Genomic DNA, 26,394 nt, shown 5'->3' with positions numbered 1-26,394 from the left:
TGCCGCCGGGGCGGTGATCCGCGGTCGCGGGACGCGGAGCCGCCGGGCATCGGCTGGGAGGCGGAGGACCGCTCAGCGGTGGCGCGTAGCGTGGAGGGATGAAGCGCGTACCGCCCGCCGAGGGCCAGGAATTTGTCTGGGACTACCCGAGGCCGCCGCGGGTCGAGCCGAGCTCCGAGCACGTCGTCGTGCGGCTCGGCGGAGTCGTCGTCGCCGAGACCCGCACGTCGTTCCGCGTCCTCGAGACCAGCCATCCGCCCGTCTACTACCTGCCCCGCTCCGCCTTCGCGGACGGCGCACTCGAGCCGGCTCCCGGACGCAGCGTCTGCGAGTTCAAGGGGGCGGCCTCGTACGTGAGCGTGCGCGGCGGTGGAGCGACGGCCGAGAGCGCCGGCTGGACGTACCCGGATCCGATGGCCGGCTTCGAGGAGCTGCAGGACACCGTCGCCGTGTACCCGGGGCGGATGGACTCGTGCACGGTCGACGGGGAGACGGTGCAGCCTCAGCCGGGAGACTTCTACGGAGGCTGGATCACGTCCCGCGTCGTCGGTCCCTTCAAGGGCGCGCCGGGCACGATGTTCTGGTGACCCGGTCCGGTCGGCGGTCCTCGACCGCGCCGGCGCCGCGGCGCCCGGACGCGATCCGCCGCCGGGCCCGCGTCGATGCCCCCTGCCGCGGCCGTCACTCCGGGTAACGTCCGCGCCCCCGCACTCCGCCTCGTGCCATCGTGGGGCACCGCCGCGGGGCGGGGACGGGAGGCGGAGCAGGATGAGCGAGCGGACGCACGACTGGGGGTTCTCGACCCGCCAGCTGCACGAGGGTCCGGCCGAGGACGCGCTGCACGCCAGGCGGACCCCGATCTACCTCACCGCCGGCTTCAGCTTCGACTCGTTCGACGAGGCGCGCGACCGGTTCGCCGGGGCGGACGGCTACACCTACACGCGCGTCGGCAACCCGACGACCGACGCGGTCGAGCGCCGTCTCGCCGCTCTCGAGGGCGGCGCGGAGGCGCTCCTCGTCGCAGCGGGCAGGCCGCGGTCTCGGTCGCCCTCCTCGCCCTCGCCTCCGCCGCGACCACGTCGTGGCCGCCGCGAGCCTGTACGAGGGCACCAGGAACCTCCTGCTCGAGAACCTCGCGCGCCTGGGCATCACGACCACCTTCGTCGAGGACGCCGACGATCCGCTCGCCTGGGAGGACGCGATCACTCCGCGGACCAGGGTCGTCCTCGTCGAGTCGATCCCCAACCCGCGGAACGACGTCGTGGACCTCCGGCTCGTGGCCGACGCCGCGCACCGCGCCGGAGTGCCCCTCGTCGTGGACAACACGTTCGCGACGCCGTACCTCCTGCGCCCGATCGAGCACGGCGCCGACGTCGTCGTCCACTCCGCCAGCAAGTTCCTCGCGGGGCACGGCGCGGTGATCGCGGGTGCGATCATCGACGCCGGCCGATTCGACTGGAGCGCCCGGGCCGACGCGTTCCCCCACCTCGCGGGGGGCCCGGCCGCCCCCGAGCGGTCCTTCCTCGCCTACGCCAGGGACGTGGTCGCCGGCCGCATGGGTCCGACCCTCTCGCCGCTGACGGCGTTCCTGCTCGAGCAGGGGCTCGAGACCCTCTCGCTCCGCGTGCGCCACCAGTCGCGCAGCGCGCTCGTCGTCGCCCGCTGGCTCGAGGCCCGTCCCGAGGTCGAGAGCGTGGACTACAGCGGGCTGGTCTCGAGCCCCTCGCACGCTCTCGCGCAGCGCTACCTCCCGCGCGGGCAGGGGTCGGTCTTCTCGTTCACGCTGCGCGGGGGAGCGGAGGCGGCGCGCCGCTTCACGGACGCCCTCGCCCTGTTCACCCGCATGACCCACCTCGGCGACGTCCGCTCGCTGGTCCTGCACCCGGCGAGCACGACGCACACGGGCCGGACGGAGGCGGAGCGCGCGGCCGCCGGGATCGGCCCCGGCCTGCTCCGCCTCTCCATCGGCATCGAGGACGTCGAGGACCTCCTCGCCGATCTCGAGGCCGGGCTCCTCGCCTCCGCCTCCCCGCTCGTGCTGGCGGCGGCCTCGTGAGCAGGATGCAGCACTTCGCCTGGTTCCTCTCGCGCGGCTTCGGCCCGCAGGCGTGGGGGCAGCCGGACTGGGACTGGGACCGGCGCTGGACCGGACCCGACCTGTACCGGCAGAGCGCCCGCGAGCTCGAGCAGGCGGGCTTCGACCTCGTGATCATCGAGGACGCCCTCTCGCTCGGCAGCGCGGACACCCTCGATCTGCGCGTCCGCCGCGCCTACGGCGGGCCCAAGCACGACCCGCTCCTGCTCGCGCCCTACCTCTTCGAGGCGACGCGGCACCTCGGCGTCGCGCCCACCGTGAATCCGATGGCCTGGAGCCCGTACCAGGCGGCACGCCAGTTCGCGACGCTGCAGCACCTCGGCGAGGGCCGGCTCGGGCTCAACGTGGTCACCGACGTCGGCAGCAGCCGGCACTTCGGACTCGAGCCGCTGCCGCACGACGGCGCCTACGACAGGGCGCACGAGTGGCTCGACTCGATCCGGGAGCTCTGGCGCAGCTGGGACGACGGCGCCCTGATCCAGGACGCGGCGACCGGCGTGTTCGCGGACGGCACCCGGTTGCGCCCGGTCCGCCACCGCGGCGAGCACTACACCTTCGACGGTCCGCTGAACGCGCTGCCCTTCGACACGGGCGAGCCGGTCGTCGTGTCCCCCGGAGGCTCGCCGCGCGGCATCGACTTCGCGGGAGCGCAGTCCGAGGTGCAGCTCGCCCTCGCCTCGCTCGACGTGGCGACGGTGCGGGCCTACCGCGAGAAGGCGCGTGCCGCGGCCGCGTCGCACGGCCGCGACCCCGACGATCTCACCGTCCTCTTCGTCGTGAAGCCGATCGTCGTGTCGAGCCGGGAGGAGGCGGAGCGCCTCGTCGCCGCGTCTGCGCACCCGGACGAGGCCGCGCTCCTCGCGATCGCCGCGGCCTGGTCCAGCGATCTCGAGACCGATCTCACCGCGCTCGACCTCGACCGGGCGATCGACCGCTCCGTCTTCGGCGGGCACGTCTCGCGCGGCAGCATCGCCGGGCTGTACGGCTCGGCGGGACCCGACGCCCCCCTGCGGGAGCTGCTCACGGCGAAGGCGCGGCTCGGGCTCGTCGCGGATCGGCGAGGGCTGGTCGGCACGGCGGAGGAGGTCGCCGACTTCGTGGAGGAGCTGGGCGAGGACGCCGACAACGACGGCATCGCGTTCTCGGGCGACTTCCATCCCGTCACCCTGCACCGGATGCTCGACGAGCTGGTGCCGATCCTGCGGCGCCGGGGGATCCTGCGCCGCGAGCATCCGGGCGGCGGCCTCCGGCGGAGCCTCGCGGGGTTCTAGCCCGCTGCGGGGCCGAGCAGGACGTGGCGCGCGTCGTCCGCACCGTCGACGCCGAGGCTCCAGGCCGGTCGCGCGAAGGTGTCCGGAGTGACGCGGAACCGGGTCTCCTCGACGCCCGCGCCGTCCGCTCCGACGGTGCGGCTCGTCCCGTTAAGCCGGTAGCCGAGCGCGGAGGAGACGCGGATCGACGGGTCGTTCCAGGCCAGAGCACTGCTCTCGGCCACCTCGGCGCCCAGGTGGTCGAACGCCAGCATCAGCACGGCGGCCCGCATCTCGCGGCCGAGTCCGCGCCCCTGCGCCGAGCGGGTGAGCCAGGATCCGGAGGAGACGGAGCGGGTCGCGCGGAAGCGGTCGGCGAGCAGGTCCTGGCAGCCGATCACGACGCCGTCCTCGAGGACCGCGAACGCGACGCGCCACGACTCGCTCGTCGTCGCGGCCCGCAGGGACCAGTGGTAGCGGGCGAGCCGTCCGGGCAGCTCCTCGGCCGGGGCCTCGGCCCAGGGTGCCGGGAACGGCGATCGTCCCGGCTCGTGGATCCCGGCGGCGGCGGCCTGCGCCAGGCCCGGCAGATCGGAGTCGCGGACCGGATGCAGCTCCAGCCGCGGCGTGCGCAGCACGAGGTCGAACAGGGGCCAGGTCGAGGTCCATCCGCTCATCCGTCGACGCTAGCGGACCCGTGCGGTCGGGGCGGTGTGCTCGCGCCGCACCCGCGGAGGATCGGTACCGGTGGTGGGACTCGAACCCACAAGCCCTCTCGGACAGAGCATTTTGAGTGCCCCGCGTCTGCCATTCCGCCACACCGGCTCATCACGAGCCCGTCGAGAATACCGTAGGCTCATCGGCGTGACAGACCAGGAAACCGCGCCGACCGCACCCCGTCGGGTCGTCGTCGCCGAAGACGAATCGCTCATCCGCCTCGACATCGTGGAGATCCTCCGCGACAACGGCTTCGAGGTCGTGGGCGAGGCGGGCGACGGCGAGACCGCTGTGGCCCTCGCCACCGAGCTCCGGCCCGACCTGGTGATCATGGACGTGAAGATGCCCCAGCTCGACGGCATCTCGGCCGCCGAGCGCCTCTCGAAGGCGCACATCGCCCCGGTCGTCCTCCTCACGGCGTTCAGCCAGAAGGAGCTCGTCGAGCGCGCGAGCGAGGCCGGCGCGCTGGCCTACGTGGTCAAGCCGTTCACGCCGAACGACCTGCTGCCCGCGATCGAGATCGCCCTCTCGCGCTACGCCCAGATCCTGACCCTCGAGGCCGAGGTCGCCGACATGGTCGAGCGCTTCGAGACCCGCAAGCTCGTCGACCGGGCCAAGGGCCTGCTCAACGAGAAGATGGGCCTCACCGAGCCCGAGGCGTTCCGCTGGATCCAGAAGGCGTCCATGGACCGCCGGCTCACCATGCACGACGTCGCCCAGGCGATCATCGAGCAGCTGAGCCCGAAGAAGTAGCCGCCGGGGCGACGTCCCCGATCACGGCCAGAGGCGGGTGCGCTCCCACGGGGAGCGCCCGCCTCCGTCGTTCCCGGGCGGTACTCGAGGCGGACGTGGTCCTGCTCGGGTGCGCTGGACCCCTGCCAGAACTCGATGCGCTCGGGGACGACCCGGTAGACGGCCCACTCGCGGTCGAGCGTCGCGGGGGAGCAGCTCACGGCCACGCTCGTCTGGAGCGTGACGAGGCCGAAGTCGGCGGCGGCGGCCATCGGCTCGCTCTGCCGCCCGACCAGCAGCGCGGTCCGGCCGGCCTCGGAGCGGCGGCGGAAGTCCTCCGCCGACTCGGTGGCGGAGCCCCGCTCGACGCGTCCCTCCACGCGCACCTGGCGACCCTGGACCGGCCAGAAGAAGGTCAGCGCCGCGTGGGGGTTCTCCTCCATCGCGCGGCCCTTCGGGCTCGTGGCGTGGGTCGAGAACGCCCAGCCCTGCTCATCGGCGTTCCGGAGCACGAGCACCCGCGCCCCGACGGCGCCGTCGGCGCCTGCCGTCGAGAGGGTCGCGCCGTGGGGGAGGAGCTGGCCGGCGGCGGCGGCCTCCTCGAGCCACCGCCCGAACAGCTCGAGCGGCTCCTCGGGAGCCGCGTCGGCGTCGAACGCCGGGAGCTCGGAGGGCATGGACGGGAGGCTCTTGAGGAGATCGCGGAAGGTCACGCTGCGAGCCTAGGCTCCGCGCCTCGGCGCGATCGGGGCTTGCGGTGGACGCCTCCGCCGGTCGCTCCGGCGTCGTCTCACCTCAGGATGTTGGTGATCCGCACCGTCGAGAGGCGGCGTCCGGCCTCGTCGCGCACCACGATCTCGTGGGTCGCCAGCGTTCCGCCGAGGTGGATGGCGTCGCACGTGGCGATGACGAAGCCGGAGCGGACGGAGCGGCTGTGGCTCGCGTTCAACTCGATCCCCATCGCGATCCGGCCCTCGCCCGCGTGGATGTTCGCGGCGATCGAGCCCATCGACTCCGCGAGGACGACGTGAGCGCCGCCGTGCAGGATCCCGACCGGCTGGCGGTTGCCCTCGACCGGCATCGAGGCCACCGAGTGCTGCGGCGAGAGCTCGTGCCAGAGGATCCCCATCCGCTCGGCGAGCTCGCCCATCCCGCGGCCGATGCCGGCCACGAGATCGAGTGCCGGAGGACGGACCCAGGGGGTGTCGAGGGGGGCTGAGTCGGTCACGGATCTCCTCGTCGTCGCGTCGGGCGAGGCGCTCGACGGGCGGCTCGGAACCGTCCGATCCGGTGTCGGAGGCGCTGTGTAGTCTTGCCGTGTGTCAGATCCGGAACAGCCTACCCTCCTGCTCGTCGACGGCCATTCCCTGGCGTTCCGGGCGTTCTACGCGCTCCCGGTCGACAGTTTCCAGACCCGAGACGGCCAGCACACGAACGCCATCCACGGCTTCCTGTCGATGCTGATCCTGCTGCTCAAGAACGAGAAGCCGACGCACCTCGGAGTCGCGTTCGACATCTCCCGGTACTCGTTCCGCACCCGCGAGTACCCCGAGTACAAGGGCACGCGCGGAGAGACGCCGCCGGAGTTCAAGGGCCAGGTGCCGCTGCTCGAGCAGGCGCTGCACGCCATGAACATCCGAACCGTCTCGAAGGAGGACTTCGAGGCCGACGACATCCTCGCGACGCTCGCGAAGCAGGGCGCGGAGGCCGGCTACCGGGTGCTCGTCGTCTCGGGCGATCGCGACACGATCCAGCTCGTCACCCCCGACGTCACCCTCCTCTACCCCTCGACCCAGGGCGTGTCGCAGCTCACGCGCTACGACCGCGACAAGGTCTTCGAGAAGTACGGCGTGGAGCCCCACCAGTACCCCGAGATCGCAGCCCTCGTCGGCGAGACGAGCGACAACCTGCCCGGAGTCGACAAGGTGGGCCCGAAGACCGCGGCCAAGTGGGTCAACCAGTACGGCACGGTCGCCGACATCATCGCCCACGCCGACGAGATCAAGGGCGTCGTCGGAGAGAAGCTGCGCGAGCAGAAGGAGAACGCCCTCCGCAACCGCCGTCTCAACCGGCTCGTCACCGACGTCGAGCTGCCGCTGGGCCCGACCGACCTCGCCCGGCAGCCCATCGACCCCGATGCGGTCCGCGAGATCTTCTCGCGCCTGGAGTTCAAGACCCTGCAGGAGCGCGTCCTCACGATCGCCGCCGACGAGGGCGTCGAGGGAGCGGCCGCCGCGCTCGCCGGCGACACCGTCACGACCGCGGCGCCTGCGGTGCGGACGATGGTCGACGAGGAGCTCGCGCACTGGCTCGACACCGTCTCCGCGAAGGGCACGACCCCCGTCGCCGTCCAGGCGCAGGTCGGTCCGGACGGCCTCGAGGGCATCGGCCTGTCGGTCGAGAAGGAGTCGGCGTTCGTCCCGTGGGCGGCCGACCGTCCCGACTACACCGGCCTCGAGCAGTGGCTGGCGAGCGACGCTCCCAAGTACTTCGCCGACGCGAAGCCGCAGGTGAAGGCGCTGCGCACCGCCGGTCTCCCGGTCGCCGGCCTCGCCTTCGACACCCGCATCGCGGCATGGCTCCTGCAGCCCACCGGCCACGCGGCGACGCTCCCCGCGCAGGTCTCGCAGTACCTCGACGAGACGATGGCGCAGGGCGATCCGAACCAGCTCGTGCCGACGGTCGAGCCGATGAGCCCGGCGACCGAGGCGTGGTACGCGTTCCGCCTCGTCGGCGTCCTCACCGAGCTGCTCGGCGAGGGCATGCTGTCGGTCCTCGTCGACATCGAGCTGCCCATCGTGCAGGTCCTCGCGACGGTCGAGCTCACGGGCGTGGCGATCGACCCCGAGGTGCTCGCGCGCCTCCGGGGCGAGCTGACCACCACGTCCGCCGACCTCGCTAGCCGCGCGTTCGCCGAGATCGGCCACGAGATGAACCTCGGCTCGCCGAAGCAGCTCCAGCAGGTCCTCTTCGAGGAGCTCGCGATGCCGAAGACCCGGGCGACCAAGACGGGGTACACGACCGACGCCTCCGCTCTCGCCGATCTGCAGGAGTCGCACCCGCACCCCTTCCTCGGACTCCTGCTCGAGCACCGCGATGCGACCAAGCTCAAGCAGATCATCGAGACGCTCGAGAAGTCGGTGACGCCCGATCGGCGGATCCACACCAGCTACGACCAGACGGGGACGGCCACCGGCCGCATCTCCTCGAACGACCCCAACCTGCAGAACATCCCCGTCCGCAGCGAGGTGGGCCGCCGCATCCGGACCGCCTTCGTGCACAGCGACGAGGCGAGCACCCTGCTCACCGCCGACTACTCGCAGATCGAGATGCGGATCATGGCGCACCTGTCGGGCGACGCCGGGCTGATCGAGGCGTTCCACAGCGGCGAGGACCTGCACCGCTTCGTCGGCTCGCGCATCTTCGGCGTCGAGCCGGGCGATGTCACCTCGGCGATGCGCAACAAGGTGAAGGCCATGTCCTACGGGCTCGCCTACGGACTCAGCGCCTTCGGCCTGTCGAAGCAGCTCCGGATCTCGAGCGCCGAGGCCAAGCAGCTGATGACCGACTACTTCGTCCGCTTCGGCGCGGTGCGCGACTACCTGCGCAGCGTCGTCGAGCAGGCGCGCGAGACGGGCTACACCGAGACGATCTTCGGCCGACGCCGTCCCTTCCCGGATCTGCAGAGCGCCAACCGGGTGCTCCGCGACAACGCCGAGCGTGCAGCGCTGAACTCGCCGATCCAGGGCTCCGCCGCCGACATCATGAAGATCGCGATGATCGGCGTGCAGTCCGACATCGACGAGCAGGGCCTGGGCTCGCGCATGCTCCTCCAGGTGCACGACGAGTTGATATTCGACGTCGCCCCCGGCGAGGAGGAGGCGCTCGAGAGCGTCGTGCGGGCGCGGATGGCGCACGCCGTCGACCTCTCGGTGCCCCTCGAGGTCCAGGTCGGTCACGGAGCGAACTGGGACGCGGCCGCGCACTGACCCGTCCCGTCGGTCGCGCCGTCGTCGTGGCTAGGCTCGGAGCATGACCGTCACCCCTCGCGAGCCCACCCCCGTCGACCAGGTCGCCGAGCGCTGGGTCGACACCCTCGTCGAGCTCGATCCCACGATCGGGACCTGGCTCGGCCGGCCCGGCGGCGGTCTCGCCGACCTGTCGCCGGTCGGGCTCGAGCGCACGCGCACCGCGACCGCTGCGGCCCTGGCCGACCTCGAGGCCGCGGAGCCCGTCGACGACGTCGACCGGGTGACCGTCGCCGATCTCGGCGCCGAGCTCCGACTGAGCCTCGACGCGCACGAGGCGGGTCTCCCGTTCCGCGACCTCAACGTCATCGCGTCGCCCGCGCAGGAGCTGCGCGACGTGTTCGACCTGATGCCGACCGCCGCGGTCGGCGACTGGGAGGACGTCGCCGAGCGGCTCCACGCCCTGCCCGCCGCGCTCTCCGGGTACGCCGACACCCTCCGCGAGGGCATCCGCAGGGGAGTGGTCCCCGCTCGACGCCAGGTCGGCCTCGTCGCGGAGCAGGCCGCGAAGATCGCGGCGCCCCGCGGCTTCTTCGCCGAGCTCGCCGCCGACGCCGCACCCGCCGAGGGATCCCTGCCCGCCTCGCTCGCCGGTCGGCTCGAGGAGGGCGCGAGGCGCGCGGCCGCCGCCTACGGTGAGCTCGAGCGCTTCCTCCGCGGGGAGCTCGCTCCCGCCGCGACCGAGCAGGACGCGGTGGGCCGCGAGCACTACGCGCTGCAGTCGCGCCGCTTCCTCGGCGCGGTCATCGATCTGGACGAGACCTACGAGTGGGGGATCGAGGAGCTCGCCCGCATGACGGCGGAGCAGGAGTCCGTCGCGCGCGAGATCCTCCCCGGGGCCTCGGTGGCCGAGGCGATCGCCCATCTCGAGGCCGATCCCTCCCGCACGCTGCACGGCGTCGACGCTCTGCAGCGCTGGATGCAGGAGACCAGCGACCGCGCCGTCCGCGAGCTGGCCGGCACGGCGTTCGACATCCCGGACGAGCTGCTCGCACTCGAGTGCCTGATCGCGCCCACCCACGAGGGCGGCATCTACTACACCGGTCCCAGCGACGACTTCGCCCGCCCGGGCCGGATGTGGTGGTCGGTCCCCGACGGCGTGACCGAGTTCGCGACCTGGCGCGAGCTCACCACGGTGTACCACGAGGGCGTCCCCGGGCACCACCTGCAGGTGGGCCAGGCGGTGTACAACCGGGCGAGCCTGAACACCTGGCGACGCCAGCTGGCCGGGAGCTCCGGCCACGCCGAGGGCTGGGCCCTCTACGCCGAGCGGCTCATGGAGGGCTTCGGCTACCTCGACGACCCGGCCGACCGACTCGGCATGCTCGACGGCCAGCGGATGCGCGCCGCGCGCGTCGTGCTCGACATCGGCGTGCACCTGGGCAAGCGGATGCCGGGGACGGACGAGGTCTGGACCGCGGACTCGGCCCTGGCCTTCATGAGACGGAACGTGAACATGGACGACGCCTTCATCCGCTTCGAGGTCAACCGCTACCTCGGCTGGCCGGGGCAGGCGCCGTCCTACAAGGTGGGCCAGCGGATCTGGGAGCAGCTGCGCGACGACGCCGCGGCCCGCGAGGGGGAGTCCTTCTCGCTCGCCGCCTTCCACCGCCGCGCCCTCGACCTCGGCGGGGTGGGCCTGGACACGCTGCGCGCGAGCCTCGCCTCCTGACGCGGACCCGCTCCGAGATCGCTCCGAGCGGAACCGCGGGCGATTGCCACTGCGCTCCCGGGTTCGATAGTCTTGACCGTCACGTTTGTGGCGCCGCCGTGCCACGGCGAGCGAAGAAGCCCCGGGTCACGGCCCGGCGGCGTCGGAGCCGCCGCCGATCGACGGCACATCCCCTCACACACCGCGGTGGTCACCACTCGGTCGCGTCGCCAGTCGCGCCGGTGCCCTCCGCCCGATACCCATCCATCCTGGAGCATCCCTTAATGACAACCGCAACGACCGAAAAGGCAGCCAAGCAGGTCGCGATCAACGACATCGGGTCTGCTGAAGACTTTCTTGCCGCGGTCGAAAAGACTCTGAAGTTCTTCAACGACGGAGACCTCATCGAAGGCACCGTCGTGAAGATCGACCGCGACGAGGTCCTCCTCGACGTCGGCTACAAGACCGAGGGCGTCATCCCCTCGCGCGAACTCTCCATCAAGCACGACGTCGACCCCTCCGAGGTCGTCAACGTGGGCGACAGCGTCGAAGCCCTCGTCCTGCAGAAGGAGGACAAGGAGGGTCGCCTGATCCTCTCGAAGAAGCGTGCGCAGTACGAGCGCGCATGGGGCGACGTCGAGAAGATCAAGGAGTCCGACGGTGTCGTCACCGGTTCGGTCATCGAGGTCGTCAAGGGCGGCCTCATCGTCGACATCGGCCTCCGCGGCTTCCTCCCGGCCTCGCTCATCGAGCTGCGCCGCGTCCGCGACCTCACGCCGTACCTCGGCCAGGAGATCGAGGCGAAGATCCTCGAGCTCGACAAGAACCGCAACAACGTGGTCCTGTCGCGCCGTGCGCTCCTCGAGCAGACCCAGTCCGAGAGCCGCACCACGTTCCTGAACAACCTGCACAAGGGTCAGGTCCGCAAGGGCGTCGTGTCCTCGATCGTCAACTTCGGTGCGTTCGTGGACCTCGGCGGCGTCGACGGTCTCGTCCACGTCTCGGAGCTCTCCTGGAAGCACATCGAGCACGCCTCCGAGGTCGTCGAGGTGGGCCAGGAGGTCACCGTCGAGATCCTCGAGGTCGACCTCGACCGCGAGCGCGTGTCGCTCTCGCTCAAGGCGACCCAGGAGGACCCGTGGCAGGTCTTCGCCCGCACCCACGCGATCGGTCAGGTCGCCCCGGGCAAGGTCACGAAGCTGGTCCCGTTCGGTGCGTTCGTCCGCGTCGCGGACGGCATCGAGGGCCTCGTCCACATCTCCGAGCTGTCGGGCAAGCACGTCGAGCTCGCCGAGCAGGTCGTGTCCGTCGGTGAAGAGGTGTTCGTCAAGGTCATCGACATCGACCTCGACCGCCGTCGCATCTCGCTCTCGCTCAAGCAGGCGAACGAGAACGTCGACCCCGAGGGCACCGAGTTCGACCCGGCGCTCTACGGCATGGCCACCGAGTACGACGACCAGGGGAACTACAAGTACCCCGAGGGCTTCGACCCGGAGACCAACGAGTGGCGCGAGGGCTTCGAGTCCCAGCGCGAGGCCTGGGAGCAGGAGTACGCCGCTGCTCAGGCTCGCTGGGAGGCCCACAAGGCCCAGGTCGCCAAGTCGCAGGAGGAGGCGGCCACCGTCTCCGAGGGCGTCTCGGTCGGCGGCGGCTTCACCAACGAGTCGACCACCGGCGGCACCCTCGCCGACGACGAGTCGCTCGCCGCACTGCGCGAGAAGCTGTCCTCGAACAACTGATCGAGTGCACACCACGAACGGCCGGTCCCCTCGGGGGCCGGCGTTCGGCGTTCACCGGGGTGCTGGGTAGGGTGGCGGCGTGCATCTCGTAGCCCTCACCGGAGGCATCGCCTCGGGGAAGTCGACCGTCGCCCGCCGCCTCGCCGAGCACGGAGCGGTCGTGGTCGACGCGGACCGTCTCGCCCGTGAGGTCGTCGAGCCGGGCGAGCCCGCCCTCGCCGCGATCGCCGAGCGCTTCGGGGAGTCGATGATCCGCGAGGACGGCACCCTCGACCGTGCTGCGCTCGGAGCACTGATCTTCTCGGACGCCGAGGCGCGCGCCGATCTGAACGCCATCACGCATCCCGCGGTCACGGCCCGGTCGCAGCGGCTCTTCGCCGAGGCCGAGGTGTCGGACCCCGGGGCGGTCGTCGTCTACGACGTCCCGCTGCTCGCCGAGGGGAGAGGCGCGGCCGAGTTCGACGAGGTGGTCGTGGTGCACGCCCCGCAGGACGTCCGCATCGCCAGGCTCGTCGACCTCAGGGGCCTCAGCGAGACCGAGGCGCGCTCCCGCGTCACCGCGCAGGCGAGCGACGAGGAGCGGCTGGCTCTGGCCGACCGCGTGCTGGACTCGAGCGGTCCGCTCGAGCAGACCCTCGCCCGGGCCGACGACCTGTGGGCGGAGCTCATCCGAGCGCGCTAACGGCGGGTGGCAAGGGTCGACGCGGGGCCGTTCGCCGCCAGCGCACGCCGAGCCCCGTGTCGGTGGTCGCGGCTACGCTTCGACACATGGAGCCAACCCGTGCCGTGCACCCGTTCGAGGTCGTCAGCGAATACAAGCCGAGCGGCGACCAGCCCCGGGCGATCGCGGATCTGAGCGCCCGCATCACCGCCGGCGAGACCGATGTGGTCCTCCTCGGCGCCACCGGCACCGGCAAGTCCGCGACGACCGCCTGGCTGGTGGAGGCCGTGCAGCGGCCCACCCTCGTCCTGGCGCACAACAAGACGCTGGCCGCACAGCTGGCGAACGAGTTCCGCGAGCTCTTCCCGAACAACGCCGTCGAGTACTTCGTCTCGTACTACGACTACTACCAGCCCGAGGCGTACGTCCCCCAGACCGACACCTTCATCGAGAAGGACAGCTCGGTCAACGCCGAGGTCGAGCGCCTGCGCCACTCCACGACCAACTCCCTGCTCAGCCGCCGCGACGTCATCGTCGTGTCGACGGTCTCCTGCATCTACGGCCTGGGCCAGCCCGAGCAGTACCTCGAGGCGATGGTCGCGCTCCAGGTGGGGCAGCGCGTCGACCGCGACCGCCTGATCCGCAAGTTCGTGTCGATGCAGTACGCGCGCAACGACGTCGACTTCGCGCGCGGCACATTCCGCGTCCGCGGCGACACGATCGAGATCATCCCCATGTACGAGGAGCTCGCGATCCGCATCGAGATGTTCGGCGACGAGATCGAGGCGCTCTACACGCTGCACCCGCTCACCGGCGACATCGTCCGCAAGCTCGACTCCGTCTCGGTGTTCCCCGGCTCGCACTACGTCGCCAGCCAGGACGTCATGCACCGGGCGATCGACACCATCCAGGAGGAGCTCGAGGTGCGCCTGTCCGACCTCGAGAAGCAGAACAAGCTGCTCGAAGCGCAGCGACTGCGGATGCGCACCACCTTCGACCTCGAGATGATGCAGCAGATCGGCTTCTGCTCCGGCATCGAGAACTACTCCCGCCACATCGACGGCCGCCAGTCGGGCGAGGCCCCCCACTGCCTGCTCGACTACTTCCCGGACGACTTCCTCGTCGTCATCGACGAGTCGCACGTCACCGTGCCGCAGATCGGGGCGATGTACGAGGGCGACGCGTCGCGCAAGCGCACGCTCGTCGAGCACGGCTTCCGTCTGCCCTCCGCGATGGACAACCGCCCGCTGAAGTGGGAGGAGTTCAAGGACCGCGTGGGTCAGACGGTCTACCTCTCGGCGACCCCCGGGCGCTACGAGATGGGCATCGCTGACGGCATCGTCGAGCAGATCATCCGCCCGACGGGCCTCATCGACCCCGAGATCGTCGTCAAGCCGACCAAGGGCCAGATCGACGACCTCCTCGAGGAGATCAAGCGCCGCACCGAGCGCGACGAGCGCATCCTGGTCACGACCCTGACCAAGCGGATGGCCGAGGAGCTCACCGACTTCCTCACCGAGGCGGGCGTGCGGGTGCGCTACCTGCACTCCGACGTCGACACCCTGCGCCGGGTCGAGCTGCTGTCCGAGCTCCGCGCCGGCGTCTACGACGTCCTCGTCGGCATCAACCTGCTCCGCGAGGGACTCGACCTCCCCGAGGTGTCGCTGGTCGCGATCCTCGATGCCGACAAGGAGGGCTTCCTCCGCTCCTCCACCTCGCTCATCCAGACGATCGGGCGCGCCGCCCGCAACGTCTCCGGCGAGGTGCACATGTACGCCGACAAGGTCACCGACTCGATGCGGCTCGCGATCGACGAGACCGATCGCCGCCGCGAGAAGCAGGTGGCCTACAACCTCGAGCACGGCATCGACCCGACCCCGCTGCGGAAGAAGATCGCCGACATCACCGAGGTCCTCGCCCGGGAGGGCGCCGACACGGCGAAGCTGCTCGCCGGCCGCGACGCGAAGAAGAAGAGCCCCACTCCGAACCTGCGCCGTCAGGGTCTCGCCGCCAACGGAGGCAACGACCTCGAGGCGATCATCGGCGACCTGAACGGCCAGATGCTGCAGGCGGCGGGCGAGCTCAAGTTCGAGCTCGCGGCGCGTCTGCGCGACGAGGTGTCGGAGCTCAAGCGCGAGCTCCGGCAGATGGAGAAGGCCGGTCACCTGACCTGATCCGCAAGCTCGGAGGGGCAGGATCAGCGCCCAGCGAACGCCCGCCGGCGATGTCGGTGGCTCCGCATACACTTTCGAGGTGTCGATCTCGAACGCTGTCAAAGACCCTGCTCCCGCTCCCTCCGAGCACTCCCACCACCCCCACCGGTTCGTCTCCCAGCTCGACGACTCCGTCTCGAAGCTGGTGGTGAGCGGTGCCCGGGTGCACAACCTGCAGGACGTCGATCTCGAGATCCCGCGCGACTCCATGGTCGTGTTCACCGGCCTGTCGGGCTCGGGCAAGTCCTCGCTCGCCTTCGACACGATCTTCGCGGAGGGGCAGCGCCGCTACGTCGAATCGCTGTCGGCCTACGCCCGCCAGTTCCTCGGGCAGGTCGACCGGCCCGACGTCGACTTCATCGAGGGCCTCAGCCCCGCTGTCTCGATCGACCAGAAGTCGACCAACCGCAATCCGCGGTCGACCGTCGGCACGATCACCGAGATCTTCGACTACATGCGCCTGCTCTGGGCGCGCATCGGAGTCCCGCACTGCCCGGTCTGCGGCGAGAGGATCTCGGCGCAGACGGTCCAGCAGATCGCCGATCAGCTCATGGAGCTCGACGCCGGCACGCGCTACCAGATCCTCAGCCCCGTCGTCTCGCAGAAGAAGGGCGAGTTCGTCGACCTCTTCAAGGAGCTGACCGCGGGCGGCTACTCCCGCGCGATGGTCGACGGCAAGCTGATCCAGCTCAGCGAGCCGCCGACCCTCAAGAAGCAGTTCAAGCACGACATCTCGGTGGTCGTCGACCGCCTCGTCGCCGGGCCCGACATCCTCGGCCGCCTCACCGACTCGCTCGAGACGGCGCTCCGCCTCACCGACGGCATCGTGCAGATCAACTTCGTCGACGGCGAGGGCGACGGCGCCTGGACCACCTACTCCGAGAAGCTGTCCTGCCCGAACAACCACCCGATCTCGCTGACCGAGATCGAGCCGCGCACCTTCTCCTTCAACGCGCCGTTCGGGGCGTGCCCCGAGTGCTCCGGCCTCGGCACGCGCATGTCCGTCGACGACGAGCTGCTGCTCGGCGACCCCGATCTCAGCATCGCCGAGGGCGTCATCATCCCGTGGACCACCCAGGGCAAGGGCCTCTTCCAGTACTACGAGAAGCTCCTCGACGGCCTGTCCCGCGACCTCGGCTTCTCGCTGTCCACCCCGTGGAAGCGCCTGAGCTCCGAGGTGCAGCAGGCCGTGCTCCACGGCGACAACTTCGAGGTCAAGGTCAAGTGGAAGAACCGCTACGGCCGCGAGATGAGCTACACCTCCGGCTTCGAGGGCGTCGTCCCCTACATCGAGCGCCAGTACGTCCAGGCCGAGACCGACGTGCAGCGCTCGCGCTGGGCCGAGTTCCTCCGCGAGGTGGCCTGCCCCGTCTGCAAGGGCTCGCGTCTGAAGCCCGAGGTCCTCGCCGTCCTCGTGCACGGGGCGAGCATCGCCGATGTCGCCGACCTCAGCCTCGGCGACGCCCAGGCGTTCATGGGGAAGCTCGAGCTGACCGATCGCGAGGCGCACATCGCCGCGCAGGTCCTGCGCGAGATCACGGCGCGCCTCGACTTCCTGATCGAGGTCGGGCTGAACTACCTCAACCTCTCGCGCGCCGCAGGATCGCTCTCGGGAGGCGAGGCCCAGCGCATCCGTCTGGCGACGCAGATCGGCTCCGGACTGACGGGCGTGCTCTACGTCCTGGACGAGCCGAGCATCGGCCTGCACCAGCGCGACAACCGCCGGCTCATCGACACCCTGATCAAGCTCCGCGACCTCGGCAACACCCTGATCGTCGTCGAGCACGACGAGGACACCATCCGCACCGCCGACTGGATCGTCGACATCGGCCCCGGCGCCGGCGTGAACGGCGGCAAGGTCGTGCACTCCGGGTCCTACGAGGAGCTGCTCGAGAACACCCACTCGCTCACGGGCGACTACGTCTCGGGGCGCAAGTCGATCGAGGTGCCGAAGAAGCGCCGGAAGATCGACCGCAAGCGGGTCATCAAGGTGGTCGGGGCGTCGGCGAACAACCTGCAGAAGGTCGACGTCGAGTTCCCGCTCGGCGCGTTCGTCGCGGTGACCGGCGTCTCCGGCTCGGGCAAGAGCACCCTCGTCAACGACATCCTCTACCGGGTGCTCGCCAACCAGCTCAACGGCGCCCGCAAGGTCCCGGGCAAGCACACCCGCGTCACCGGGCTCGAGAACCTCGACAAGGTCGTGCACGTCGACCAGAACCCGATCGGCCGCACCCCCCGCTCGAACCCCGCGACGTACACCGGCGTGTTCGACCGCATCCGCAACCTCTTCGCCGAGACGACGGAGGCCAAGGCCCGCGGCTACCTGCCCGGCCGGTTCAGCTTCAACGTCAAGGGCGGGCGCTGCGAGGCGTGCTCGGGTGACGGCACCATCAAGATCGAGATGAACTTCCTCCCCGACGTCTACGTGGCGTGCGAGGTGTGCGGGGGAGCGCGGTACAACCGCGACACCCTGACCGTGCACTACAAGGGCAAGAACATCGCCGAGGTGCTCGACATGCCGATCGCCGAGGCGGCCGGGTTCTTCGAGCCGATCACGGCGATCCACCGCTTCCTGAAGACCCTCGTCGACGTCGGCCTCGGCTACGTCCGGCTCGGGCAGAGCGCCACCACCCTCTCGGGCGGCGAGGCGCAGCGCGTCAAGCTCGCGACCGAGCTGCAGCGCCGGTCGAACGGCCGCAGCGTCTACGTGCTCGACGAGCCGACCACCGGTCTGCACTTCGAGGACGTCCGCAAGCTGCTGCTCGTGCTGAACGGCCTCGTCGACAAGGGCAACACCGTCATCACCATCGAGCACAACCTCGACGTCATCAAGTCGGCCGACTGGCTGATCGACATGGGCCCCGAGGGCGGCGCGGGCGGCGGCCAGGTCGTCGCGATCGGCACCCCCGAGAAGGTCGCGAAGGTCCCCGAGAGCCACACCGGCTCGTTCCTCGCCGAGATCCTCGAGTGACCGGGGTGGACGGACGCACCGAGGCATGACGCAGACCGTCGACTACCGGCCCAAGGCCGGCGAGATCCCGACCCTCCCAGGCGTCTACCGCTTCAAGGACGCCCGGGGCCGGGTGCTCTACGTGGGCAAGGCGAAGAACCTCCGCGCCCGGCTGAGCAACTACTTCGCCCCGCTCCCGTCGCTCCACGAGCGCACCCGGCGGATGGTCACCTCGGCCTCCGGCGTCGAGTGGACCGTCGTCGGCACGGACGTCGAGGCGCTGCAGCTCGAGTTCACCTGGATCAACGAGTTCGATCCGCCCTTCAACGTCAAGTTCCGCGACGACAAGTCCTACCCCTACATGGCGGTGACCCTCGGGGACGAGGCGCCCCGCGTGATGGTCACGCGCAACGCCAAGATCCGCGGTGCCCGCTACTTCGGGCCCTACCCCAAGATCTGGGCGATCCACGAGACCATCGATCTGATGATCAAGGCGTTCCCGATCAGGACCTGCAACGACTCGAACTACAAGCGGGCGATGCAGAGCGGCAAGCCCTGCTTCGCCTCCCAGATCGGGCGCTGCGGCGGGCCCTGCTCGCACCGGGTCACCTTCGCCGAGCACCGCGCGATGGTCGACCGCTTCGTCGCCTTCATGGGCAGCCACGACCGGCGGATGATCGGCGAGCTCGAGAAGGAGATGCGCGAGGCCGCGGCCGACTTCCAGTACGAGCGCGCCGCGAAGCTGCGCGACCAGGCCGCCGCCCTCGACGCCGTGCTCGCCAAGAGCGCCGTCGTGCTGAAGGACAACGTCGACGTGGATCTCTACGCGATCGTCCACGACGAGCTCGCGGCCTCGGTCCAGCAGTTCCGCGTCCGCGGCGCCGCATCCGCGGCGAACGGGGCTGGGTGGTCGACAAGGAGCTCGACATGAGCACCGCCGAACTCGTCGACACCGCGCTCCAGGCCGCCTACGAGACGGGGGACATCCCTCCGCGCGAGGTCGTCGTGCCCGAGCTCCCCGAGGATCACGAGGCGCTCGAGGAGTGGTTGAGCGGACTGCGCGGCGCGAACGTGAAGCTCCGCGCCGCCCAGCGCGGCGACAAGGCAGCGCTGCTCGAGACGGCGACTCAGAACGCCGGTCACTCGCTCATGCTCTACAAGACCCGGCGCTCCGCCGACTTCACCGCGCGCACCCAGGCGCTCGAGGACATCCGCGACGCCCTCGGCATGGAGGAGGCGCCGCTGCGGATGGAGTGCTACGACGTCTCGCACCTCAGCGGCACCAACATCGTCGCGTCGATGGTCGTGTTCGAGGACGGACTGGCCCGGAAGGACCAGTACCGCCGCTTCTCCATCGCCGACTCCACCGACGACACGGAGTCGCTGCACCAGGTGCTGACCCGCCGCCTCGCCTATCTGAAGGAGCCCGTCGAGCCGGCCGCCGTCGATCCCGAGACGGGCGAGGCGAAGCGGCGCAAGTTCGCCTACCCGCCGAACCTGCTGATCGTCGACGGCGGTCAGCCGCAGGTCGCCGCCGCCCAGCGGGCGCTCGACGAGTCCGGGGTCACCGGCATCACGCTGTGCGGCATCGCGAAGCGGCTGGAGGAGATCTGGCTGCCCGACTCCGACTTCCCCGTGATCCTCCCGCGCAACAGCGACGCGCTCTTCCTCTTCCAGAGGATCCGCGACGAGGCGCACCGCTTCGCGATCACGCACCAGCGGCAGCGCCGCAAGCGCGACATCTCGTCGCAGCTCAGCGAGGTCCCCGGCCTCGGCGGCACCCGCGTCCGCGACCTGCTGAAGCACTTCGGCTCGGTCGCGAGGCTGCGCGACGCGAGCGACGCCGAGATCGCCGAGGTCAAGGGCATCGGCCCCACCCTGGCGGCCGCGGTCCACGCCCACCTCCACCCCTGAGGGGCGGCCTCGCAGGGCGCACACCCTAGGCTGGACACCCGGGTGCCCGTCCTTCGGGCCCCCGACACCTCACACACGAGCACGGAGACCGCATGAGCACGGAGAGCGAGCAGCAGGACGTGCTGATCGTCACGGGGATGTCCGGCGCAGGCCGGTCCACGGCCGCGAACGCCCTGGAGGACCTGGGCTGGTACGTCGTCGACAACCTGCCGCCGCAGATGCTCCGGCCGCTCGTCGACCTCGCCCAGCGCGCGGGCGACACCCTGCCCAAGATCGCCGCCGTCGTCGACGTCCGCGGCCGCGACTTCTTCGCCGACCTCGGCGAGATCGTCCGGGAGCTGCGGGCGGGGGTCGACCTCCGGGTCGTGTTCCTCGAGGCGACGGACGCGGCGCTCGTCCGCCGCTTCGAGCAGGTCCGCCGTCCGCACCCGCTGCAGGGCCGGGGCACGCTGCTCGACGGCATCTCGGCCGAGCGGACGCGGCTGGCGCAGCTGCGGGAGTCGGCCGACATCGTCATCGACACCTCCGACCTCAACATCCACCAGCTGGCGACCTCCATCACCGAGCGCTTCGCCGAAGCGGGCCGGGCCGGTCTGCAGGTCACGGTGATGAGCTTCGGCTTCAAGTACGGACTGCCGACCGACGCCGACATGGTCGCCGACGCGCGCTTCCTCCCCAACCCCTACTGGATCCCCGAGCTCCGACCGCACACGGGCCTGGACGAAGAGGTGAGAGAATACGTGCTGGCCCAGCAGGGCGCGGAGGAGTTCATCGACTCCTACTCGCGCGCGCTCCGCCCGGTCCTCGACGGCTACCAGCGCGAGAACAAGCGTCACGCGACCATCGCGGTCGGATGCACGGGCGGGAAGCACCGCTCTGTCGCCATCGCCGGCCGCGTCGCGGCCCGGCTGGCCGAGCTCCCCGGAGTCGCCGTCAACGTGGCGCACCGCGACCTCGGCCGAGAATGATCCCCGCGCGCTCCGCCGCGCACCCGACGTAAGGAAGACTCCGTGGCCCTCACCGCAGACGTCAAGGGCGAACTGGTCGCGATCGTCTCGCGCAAGAACACCGTCCGCGCCGCTGAACTGGCGACCGTCCTCCGCTTCTCCGGCGGACTGCACATCATCTCGAACCGGCTGGCGGTGGAGGTGGAGCTCGACTCCGCGCCGCTCGCGACCCGCGTCCGCCGCGACCTCGCCGAGCTCTACGGGGTCCGCAGCGAGGGCAGCATCGTCTCGGCAGGCGGCTCCCGCCGCACGACCAGCTGGCTGGTGCGCGTGGTCGAGGGCGGCGACACCCTCGCCCGGCAGACCGGTCTGCTCGACCAGCGCGGGCGCCCCGTGCGCGGACTGCCGAACCGCCTGACCACGGGCTCCCGCGAGGAGCTCGCCGCCGTCTGGCGCGGCGCCTTCCTCGCGCAGGGCACGCTGACCGATCCGGGCCGCTCCGCCGCGCTCGAGATCGTCTGCCCCGGGAACGAGGCCGCCATGGCGATCGTCGGGGCGGCCGGTCGCCTCGGCGTCCAGGCGAAGTCGCGCGAGGTCCGCGGCGTGCACCGCGTGGTCGTGCGCGACGGCGAGAGCATCAGCGCGATGCTGACCCTCATGGGAGCCACCGCGACGGTCGCGAGCTGGGAGGAGCTGCGCCAGCGCCGCGAGGTCCGGGCGACGGCGAACCGGCTCGTCAACTTCGACGACGCGAACCTCCGCCGCTCGGCGCAGGCCGCCGTCGCCGCGTGTGCCCGCGTCGAGCGCGCGATGGAGATCCTCGGCGACGACATCCCCGAGCACCTGCGCTACGCGGGCCGACTGCGTCTGTCGCACCGCGACGCGAGCCTGGACGAGCTGGGGCACCACGCCGACCCGCCGATGACAAAGGACGCCGTCGCCGGCCGGATCCGACGCCTCCTGGCGATGGCCGACAAGCGCGCCTCCGAGCTCGACATCCCGGGCACCGACGCGAACCTCCCCCCGGAGCTCCAGGACCTGTGACCGTCTGAGGCGGGTGCGCGAACGCTGAGTGTCTCCTGGTTGAACGGCGGAGGGACTCCGAGCGCGAAGGGCCCTCCTCACTAGACTGGGGACGTCGCTCAGGTCGCCGCCGGCGCCCGTTCTCCTCCCCGTGAGGAGGCGGATCGAGGCCGGCCGACCTCTCGAGATCGACGATCACGAACAGGAGATTGCGAATGGCTGACTACACGCTCGCCGAACTGCCCTACGACTACTCGGCCCTCGAGCCGAACATCAGTGGGCGGATCATGGAGCTCCACCACGACAAGCACCACGCCACCTACGTGACGGGCGCCAACACCGCCCTCGCCGCGCTCCAGGACGCTCGCGACAGCGACAACCTCGCGAACGTGAACAAGCTGCAGAAGGACCTCGCGTTCAACCTCGCCGGTCACGTGAACCACACGGTCTTCTGGAACAACCTCTCTCCCGACGGAGGCGACAAGCCCGTCGGAGAGCTCGCCGCGGCGATCGACGACTCCTTCGGCTCGTTCGACAAGTTCCGTGCGCACTTCACCGCCTCGGCCCTCGGCATCCAGGGGTCCGGCTGGTCGATCCTGGCGTGGGACTCGCTCGGCGAGAAGCTCATCATCGAGCAGCTCTACGACCACCAGGGGAACCTCGCCGCGGCCACCGTGCCCGTGCTGCTCCTGGACATGTGGGAGCACGCCTTCTACCTCGACTACGTCAACGTGAAGGCCGATTACGTCAAGGCTTTCTGGAACATCGTGAACTGGGCCGACGTGTCCGCGCGCTTCGAGAAGGCCCGCGAGAAGACTTCCGGCCTGCTGCTACTGTCGTAGCGATGTCGGCGTCCCGGGCCCGGCCCGGGACGCCTTCTCGCAGCGTTCCAACCCTCCACTGCACCGTCCGGGTGCCCTTCCTCACCAGGAGAAATCTGTGTCCGTAAAGATCGGCATCAACGGCTTCGGCCGTATCGGCCGTAACTTCTTCCGCGCGGCCCTCGCCAAGGGCAGCGACCTCGAGATCGTCGCGGTCAACGACCTCACCGACAACAAGGCGCTCGCGCACCTCCTGAAGTACGACTCCATCACCGGCCGTCTGGACGCCACCGTGGAGCTCGACGGCGACAAGATCGTCGTGAACGGCAAGCCCATCATCGTGCTCGAGGAGCGCGACCCCGCCAACCTCCCGTGGGGCGAGCTGGGAGTCGACGTCGTCATCGAGTCGACCGGCCGCTTCACCAAGTCCGAGGACGCGCGCAAGCACATCACCGCCGGCGCCAAGAAGGTCATCGTCTCGGCCCCCGCCACCGGCAGCGACGTCGCGACCCTGGTCCTGGGCGTCAACGAGGGCACCTACGACCCCTCGACCCACGACATCATCTCGAACGCCTCCTGCACCACGAACTGCCTCGCGCCGCTCGCCAAGGTGCTGCTCGACAACTTCGGCATCGAGCGCGGCCTGATGACCACGGTCCACGCGTACACCGCCGACCAGAACCTGCAGGACGGCCCGCACAGCGACCTCCGCCGCGCCCGCGCCGCCGCCGTCAACATCATCCCGACCTCGACCGGTGCCGCCAAGGCCCTCGGCCTGGTCATCCCCGAGCTCGTCGGCAAGCTCGACGGCTACGCCCTCCGCGTCCCGGTCCCGACCGGCTCGATCACCGACCTCACCGTCGAGCTCTCGAAGCCCGCCACGGTCGAGGAGATCAACGCCGCCTACAAGGCCGCTTCCGAGGGCGACCTCAAGGGCATCCTGAAGTACACCGAGGACCCGATCGTCTCGAGCGACATCGTGACCGACCCGCACTCCTCGATCTTCGACGCCGGCCTCACCAAGGTCATCGGCAGCCAGGTCAAGGTCGCGTCCTGGTACGACAACGAGTGGGGCTACTCCAACCGCCTCGTCGACGTCACCGAGTTCGTCGCCGGCAAGCTCTAGGGCCTGACGCAGTGACGTTCCGCACCCTGGACTCACTGGGCTCCCTCGCAGGCAAGCGCGTCGTCGTCCGCTGCGATCTGAACGTCCCCCTGAAGGACGGAACGATCACGGACGACGGCCGCGTGCGCGCGTCGGTGCCCACTCTCCAGCGGCTCGTCTCCGAGGGCGCCCGAGTCGTGGTCGTGAGCCACCTCGGGCGCCCCGACGGGGAGCCGAACCCGAAGTACAGCCTCGCGCCGGTCGCGGAGCGACTGGGCGAGCTCCTCGACGCTCCCGTCTCGTTCGCCGAGGACACCGTCGGCGACTCCGCGGCCTCGGCCGTCGAGGGTCTCGCCGCCGGCGAGGTCGTCGTGCTCGAGAACCTCCGCTTCACGCGGGGGAGACGAGCAAGGACGAGGCCGAGCGCCGCGCCTTCGCCGAGAAGCTGGCCGCCTTCGGCGACGCCTTCGTCTCGGACGGATTCGGTGTCGTGCACCGCAAGCAGGCCAGCGTCTACGAGCTCGCGCAGCTGCTCCCGAGCGCTGCCGGCACGCTCATCGCGGCCGAGCTCGAGGTGCTCGACCGGCTCACCGAGAAGCCCGAGCGCCCCTACACGGTCGTCCTCGGCGGCTCCAAGGTGTCGGACAAGCTCGGCGTCATCGACCACCTCCTCCCGCGGGTCGACTCGATCCTCATCGGCGGAGGCATGCTGTTCACCTTCCTCAAGGCCCAGGGCCACGAGGTCGGCTCCAGCCTGCTGGAGGCCGACCAGATCGACACCGTCCTCGGCTACCTCGCGAAGGCGAAGGAGCTGGGCGTCGAGATCGTGCTGCCCACGGACGTGGTCGTCGCCTCGAAGTTCGGCGCCGACGCGGAGTACGAGACGGCGTCGGCCGACGCGATCGAGGGCACCCCCTGGGGCGCCTCCGGTCTGGGCCTGGACATCGGCCCGGACACCGCGAAGCGGTTCGCCGAGATCGTCGCGGCCTCGAAGACCGTGTTCTGGAACGGCCCCATGGGCGTCTTCGAGATCGAGCCGTTCGCGGCCGGCACGAAGGCCGTCGCCCAGGCCCTCACCGAGGTCGACGGACTCAGCGTCGTCGGCGGCGGCGATTCGGCAGCCGCAGTGCGCGCCCTCGGGTTCGAGGACGAGCAGTTCGGCCACATCTCGACGGGAGGCGGAGCGAGCCTCGAATTCCTCGAAGGCAAGCGCCTCCCCGGACTGGAGGTCCTCGGATGGCAGTAGACACCCGCACCCCGCTCATCGCCGGCAACTGGAAGATGAACCTGGACCACCTCCAGGCCATCGCCTTCGTCCAGAAGCTCGCGTGGAGCCTCAAGGACGCGGACCACGACTTCGACGGCGTCGAGGTCGCGGTGTTCCCGCCGTTCACCGACCTGCGTCCGGTGCAGATCCTCGTCGACTCCGACAAGCTGCCGCTCAAGTACGGCGCGCAGGACCTGTCGAAGTTCGACAGCGGGGCCTACACCGGGGAGATCTCGGGGCAGTTCCTCAAGCAGCTCGACTGCGACTACGTGATCGTCGGCCACTCGGAGCGCCGCACGCTCCACGGCGAGACGGACGCGGACATCGCTGCGAAGACGGCCGCGGCCGTCAAGCACGGCGTTCCCCCGATCGTCTGCGTGGGGGAGACCGCCGAGGACCTCGAGAATCACGGCCCGTCCGCGGTCCCGGTCGCGCAGCTGAAGGAGGCCCTCACCGGCCTCCCCGCAGACGCCGACCTGGTCGTCGCATACGAGCCCGTCTGGGCCATCGGCTCCGGACAGGCCGCGACCCCCGAGCAGGCCCAGCAGGTCTGCAAGGCGCTGCGCGGCGTCGTCTCCGAGATCCTCGGGGCCGAGACCGCGGCGAAGACCCGGATCCTCTACGGCGGCTCCGTGAAGTCGGGCAACATCGCCGGCTTCATGCGTGAGCCCGACGTCGACGGCGCCCTCGTCGGAGGCGCGAGCCTCCAGGTCGAGGAGTTCGCCGCGATCGCGCGCTTCCGCAACCACGTAGGGGTCTGAGTCTCTGCGATAGAAGGGGTGGGCCCGTCGGGCCCACCCCTTCTTGTCGTCCACGCCGCTCCTCGCGCGGCGTGGCGCGGTCGGCTGGTCGAAGCGGTTGCGTACCGCAGAGCGTCCTGCGTTCGGCCACGACGATTCGCTGGCACGCGAATCGCCGGTCGGCCTCGCGGCGCGAGGGCCGTCGTCCGATCGATCGTCCGGACGGGGCCCATCGGGCCCGCCCCTTCTGTCCTCCACGCCGCTCCTCGCGCGGGGTGGCGCGGTCGGTTGGTCGAAGCGGTCGGGTTCCGCGGAGAGTCTTGCGTCCGGCCACGTCGATTCGCTGGCACGCGAATCGCCGGTCGGCCTCGCTGCGCGAGGGCCGTCGTCGGATGGACCGACCGGACGGAGCTGATCCCACCCCACGCTCGTTTCCAGGTCGTTCGCCGCTACTGCTGGTGGGGGCCTCGCGGCACGCGGGCGGAGGGGGTGGTCTCGTCGCGGCGACCGGCTCGGGTCTGGCGGGCGCCCCCGCAGGGGC

Annotated in this window: 17 protein-coding genes, 1 tRNA gene and 4 pseudogenes; 18 read left to right on the top strand and 4 right to left on the bottom strand. The window is 70.6% G+C overall.

What is annotated here, in order from left to right; translation table 11 throughout:
* The first annotated feature begins 98 nt into the window (after nucleotides 1-98).
* The 4 genes and pseudogenes from B0T42_RS10250 (at nucleotide 99) to B0T42_RS10240 (ending at nucleotide 3,366) form a co-directional block, all read left to right on the top strand.
* The gene (locus tag B0T42_RS10250; RefSeq protein WP_077223073.1) at nucleotides 99-587 is read left to right on the top strand and encodes a DUF427 domain-containing protein; all 489 of its coding nucleotides are present in this window, start codon (nucleotides 99-101) and stop codon (nucleotides 585-587) included.
* Nucleotides 588-768: 181 nt separating this feature from the next.
* Nucleotides 769-969, top strand: a pseudogene (locus B0T42_RS22685) (PLP-dependent transferase); the annotation flags it as partial.
* Nucleotides 970-1,081: 112 nt separating this feature from the next.
* Entirely contained in the window at nucleotides 1,082-2,056 is a 975-nt protein-coding gene (locus tag B0T42_RS10245) for a PLP-dependent transferase (RefSeq protein ID WP_446737369.1), read from the top strand.
* Nucleotides 2,053-3,366, top strand: a complete 1,314-nt coding sequence (locus B0T42_RS10240) for an LLM class flavin-dependent oxidoreductase (protein ID WP_077223072.1) — start codon at nucleotides 2,053-2,055, stop codon at nucleotides 3,364-3,366. Before B0T42_RS10245 ends, B0T42_RS10240 begins: the two co-directional genes overlap by 4 nt.
* Here B0T42_RS10240 and B0T42_RS10235 read toward each other — a convergent pair.
* Nucleotides 3,363-4,022 (bottom strand): GNAT family N-acetyltransferase, encoded by a 660-nt coding sequence (locus B0T42_RS10235; RefSeq protein ID WP_077223071.1) that lies wholly within the window; start codon nucleotides 4,020-4,022, stop codon nucleotides 3,363-3,365. The two genes, B0T42_RS10240 and B0T42_RS10235, sit on opposite strands and share 4 nt — an antisense overlap.
* Before the next feature lie 65 nt (nucleotides 4,023-4,087).
* Nucleotides 4,088-4,170: transfer RNA gene (locus tag B0T42_RS10230), tRNA-Leu, on the bottom strand.
* A gap of 39 nt (nucleotides 4,171-4,209) precedes the next feature.
* Between B0T42_RS10230 and B0T42_RS10225 the strand changes: the two genes are divergently transcribed.
* Nucleotides 4,210-4,815 carry an ANTAR domain-containing response regulator gene (locus tag B0T42_RS10225; RefSeq protein WP_055791910.1) on the top strand — a complete coding sequence of 202 codons (606 nt, stop codon included), beginning with the start codon at nucleotides 4,210-4,212 and terminating at the stop codon, nucleotides 4,813-4,815.
* Between the two features lie 86 nt (nucleotides 4,816-4,901).
* Here the strand turns inward: B0T42_RS10225 and B0T42_RS21275 are convergent.
* Nucleotides 4,902-5,471, bottom strand: a pseudogene (locus tag B0T42_RS21275) (pyridoxine/pyridoxamine 5'-phosphate oxidase); the annotation flags it as partial.
* Between the two features lie 113 nt (nucleotides 5,472-5,584).
* Nucleotides 5,585-5,944: a PaaI family thioesterase gene (locus B0T42_RS10215; protein WP_077223092.1), complete on the bottom strand. Its 360-nt coding sequence runs from the start codon at nucleotides 5,942-5,944 to the stop codon at nucleotides 5,585-5,587.
* A 169-nt stretch (nucleotides 5,945-6,113) separates the two neighbouring features.
* Between B0T42_RS10215 and polA the strand changes: the two genes are divergently transcribed.
* The 13 genes and pseudogenes from polA (at nucleotide 6,114) to tpiA (ending at nucleotide 25,874) form a co-directional block, all read left to right on the top strand.
* Complete coding sequence (gene polA, locus B0T42_RS10210; protein ID WP_077223069.1) at nucleotides 6,114-8,783, top strand: DNA polymerase I; 2,670 nt, start codon at nucleotides 6,114-6,116, stop codon at nucleotides 8,781-8,783.
* Between the two features lie 43 nt (nucleotides 8,784-8,826).
* On the top strand, nucleotides 8,827-10,494 hold the full coding sequence (locus B0T42_RS10205; protein WP_077223068.1) for a DUF885 domain-containing protein: 1,668 nt from the start codon (nucleotides 8,827-8,829) through the stop codon (nucleotides 10,492-10,494).
* Nucleotides 10,495-10,757: 263 nt separating this feature from the next.
* Nucleotides 10,758-12,212 (top strand): 30S ribosomal protein S1, encoded by a 1,455-nt coding sequence (rpsA, locus tag B0T42_RS10200; RefSeq protein ID WP_055791923.1) that lies wholly within the window; start codon nucleotides 10,758-10,760, stop codon nucleotides 12,210-12,212.
* A gap of 79 nt (nucleotides 12,213-12,291) precedes the next feature.
* The gene (gene coaE, locus B0T42_RS10195; RefSeq protein WP_077223067.1) at nucleotides 12,292-12,894 is read left to right on the top strand and encodes a dephospho-CoA kinase; all 603 of its coding nucleotides are present in this window, start codon (nucleotides 12,292-12,294) and stop codon (nucleotides 12,892-12,894) included.
* Nucleotides 12,895-12,980: 86 nt separating this feature from the next.
* Entirely contained in the window at nucleotides 12,981-15,047 is a 2,067-nt protein-coding gene (gene uvrB, locus B0T42_RS10190) for an excinuclease ABC subunit UvrB (RefSeq protein WP_077223066.1), read from the top strand.
* A gap of 181 nt (nucleotides 15,048-15,228) precedes the next feature.
* Nucleotides 15,229-18,057, top strand: a complete 2,829-nt coding sequence (uvrA, locus tag B0T42_RS10185; protein ID WP_094742731.1) for an excinuclease ABC subunit UvrA — start codon at nucleotides 15,229-15,231, stop codon at nucleotides 18,055-18,057.
* A gap of 25 nt (nucleotides 18,058-18,082) precedes the next feature.
* Nucleotides 18,083-19,950: pseudogene (gene uvrC, locus B0T42_RS10180) on the top strand (excinuclease ABC subunit UvrC).
* A 92-nt stretch (nucleotides 19,951-20,042) separates the two neighbouring features.
* On the top strand, nucleotides 20,043-20,918 hold the full coding sequence (rapZ, locus tag B0T42_RS10175; protein ID WP_055791934.1) for an RNase adapter RapZ: 876 nt from the start codon (nucleotides 20,043-20,045) through the stop codon (nucleotides 20,916-20,918).
* A gap of 42 nt (nucleotides 20,919-20,960) precedes the next feature.
* Nucleotides 20,961-21,941 carry a DNA-binding protein WhiA gene (gene whiA, locus B0T42_RS10170; RefSeq protein ID WP_055791947.1) on the top strand — a complete coding sequence of 327 codons (981 nt, stop codon included), beginning with the start codon at nucleotides 20,961-20,963 and terminating at the stop codon, nucleotides 21,939-21,941.
* A gap of 194 nt (nucleotides 21,942-22,135) precedes the next feature.
* Nucleotides 22,136-22,762 (top strand): superoxide dismutase, encoded by a 627-nt coding sequence (locus B0T42_RS10165; protein ID WP_077223065.1) that lies wholly within the window; start codon nucleotides 22,136-22,138, stop codon nucleotides 22,760-22,762.
* Nucleotides 22,763-22,859: 97 nt separating this feature from the next.
* Nucleotides 22,860-23,867, top strand: coding sequence for a type I glyceraldehyde-3-phosphate dehydrogenase (gap, locus tag B0T42_RS10160; RefSeq protein WP_077223064.1), 1,008 nt, complete (start codon nucleotides 22,860-22,862; stop codon nucleotides 23,865-23,867).
* A gap of 11 nt (nucleotides 23,868-23,878) precedes the next feature.
* Nucleotides 23,879-25,092: pseudogene (locus B0T42_RS10155) on the top strand (phosphoglycerate kinase).
* On the top strand, nucleotides 25,083-25,874 hold the full coding sequence (tpiA, locus tag B0T42_RS10150; RefSeq protein ID WP_077223063.1) for a triose-phosphate isomerase: 792 nt from the start codon (nucleotides 25,083-25,085) through the stop codon (nucleotides 25,872-25,874). Before B0T42_RS10155 ends, tpiA begins: the two are co-directional and overlap by 10 nt.
* Nucleotides 25,875-26,394: the final 520 nt, after the last annotated feature.

The organism is Rathayibacter rhapontici (assembly GCF_001995175.1).
Taxonomy (GTDB): Bacteria; Actinomycetota; Actinomycetes; order Actinomycetales; family Microbacteriaceae; genus Rathayibacter.
This window is presented reverse-complemented; position numbering and strand designations above follow the sequence as displayed.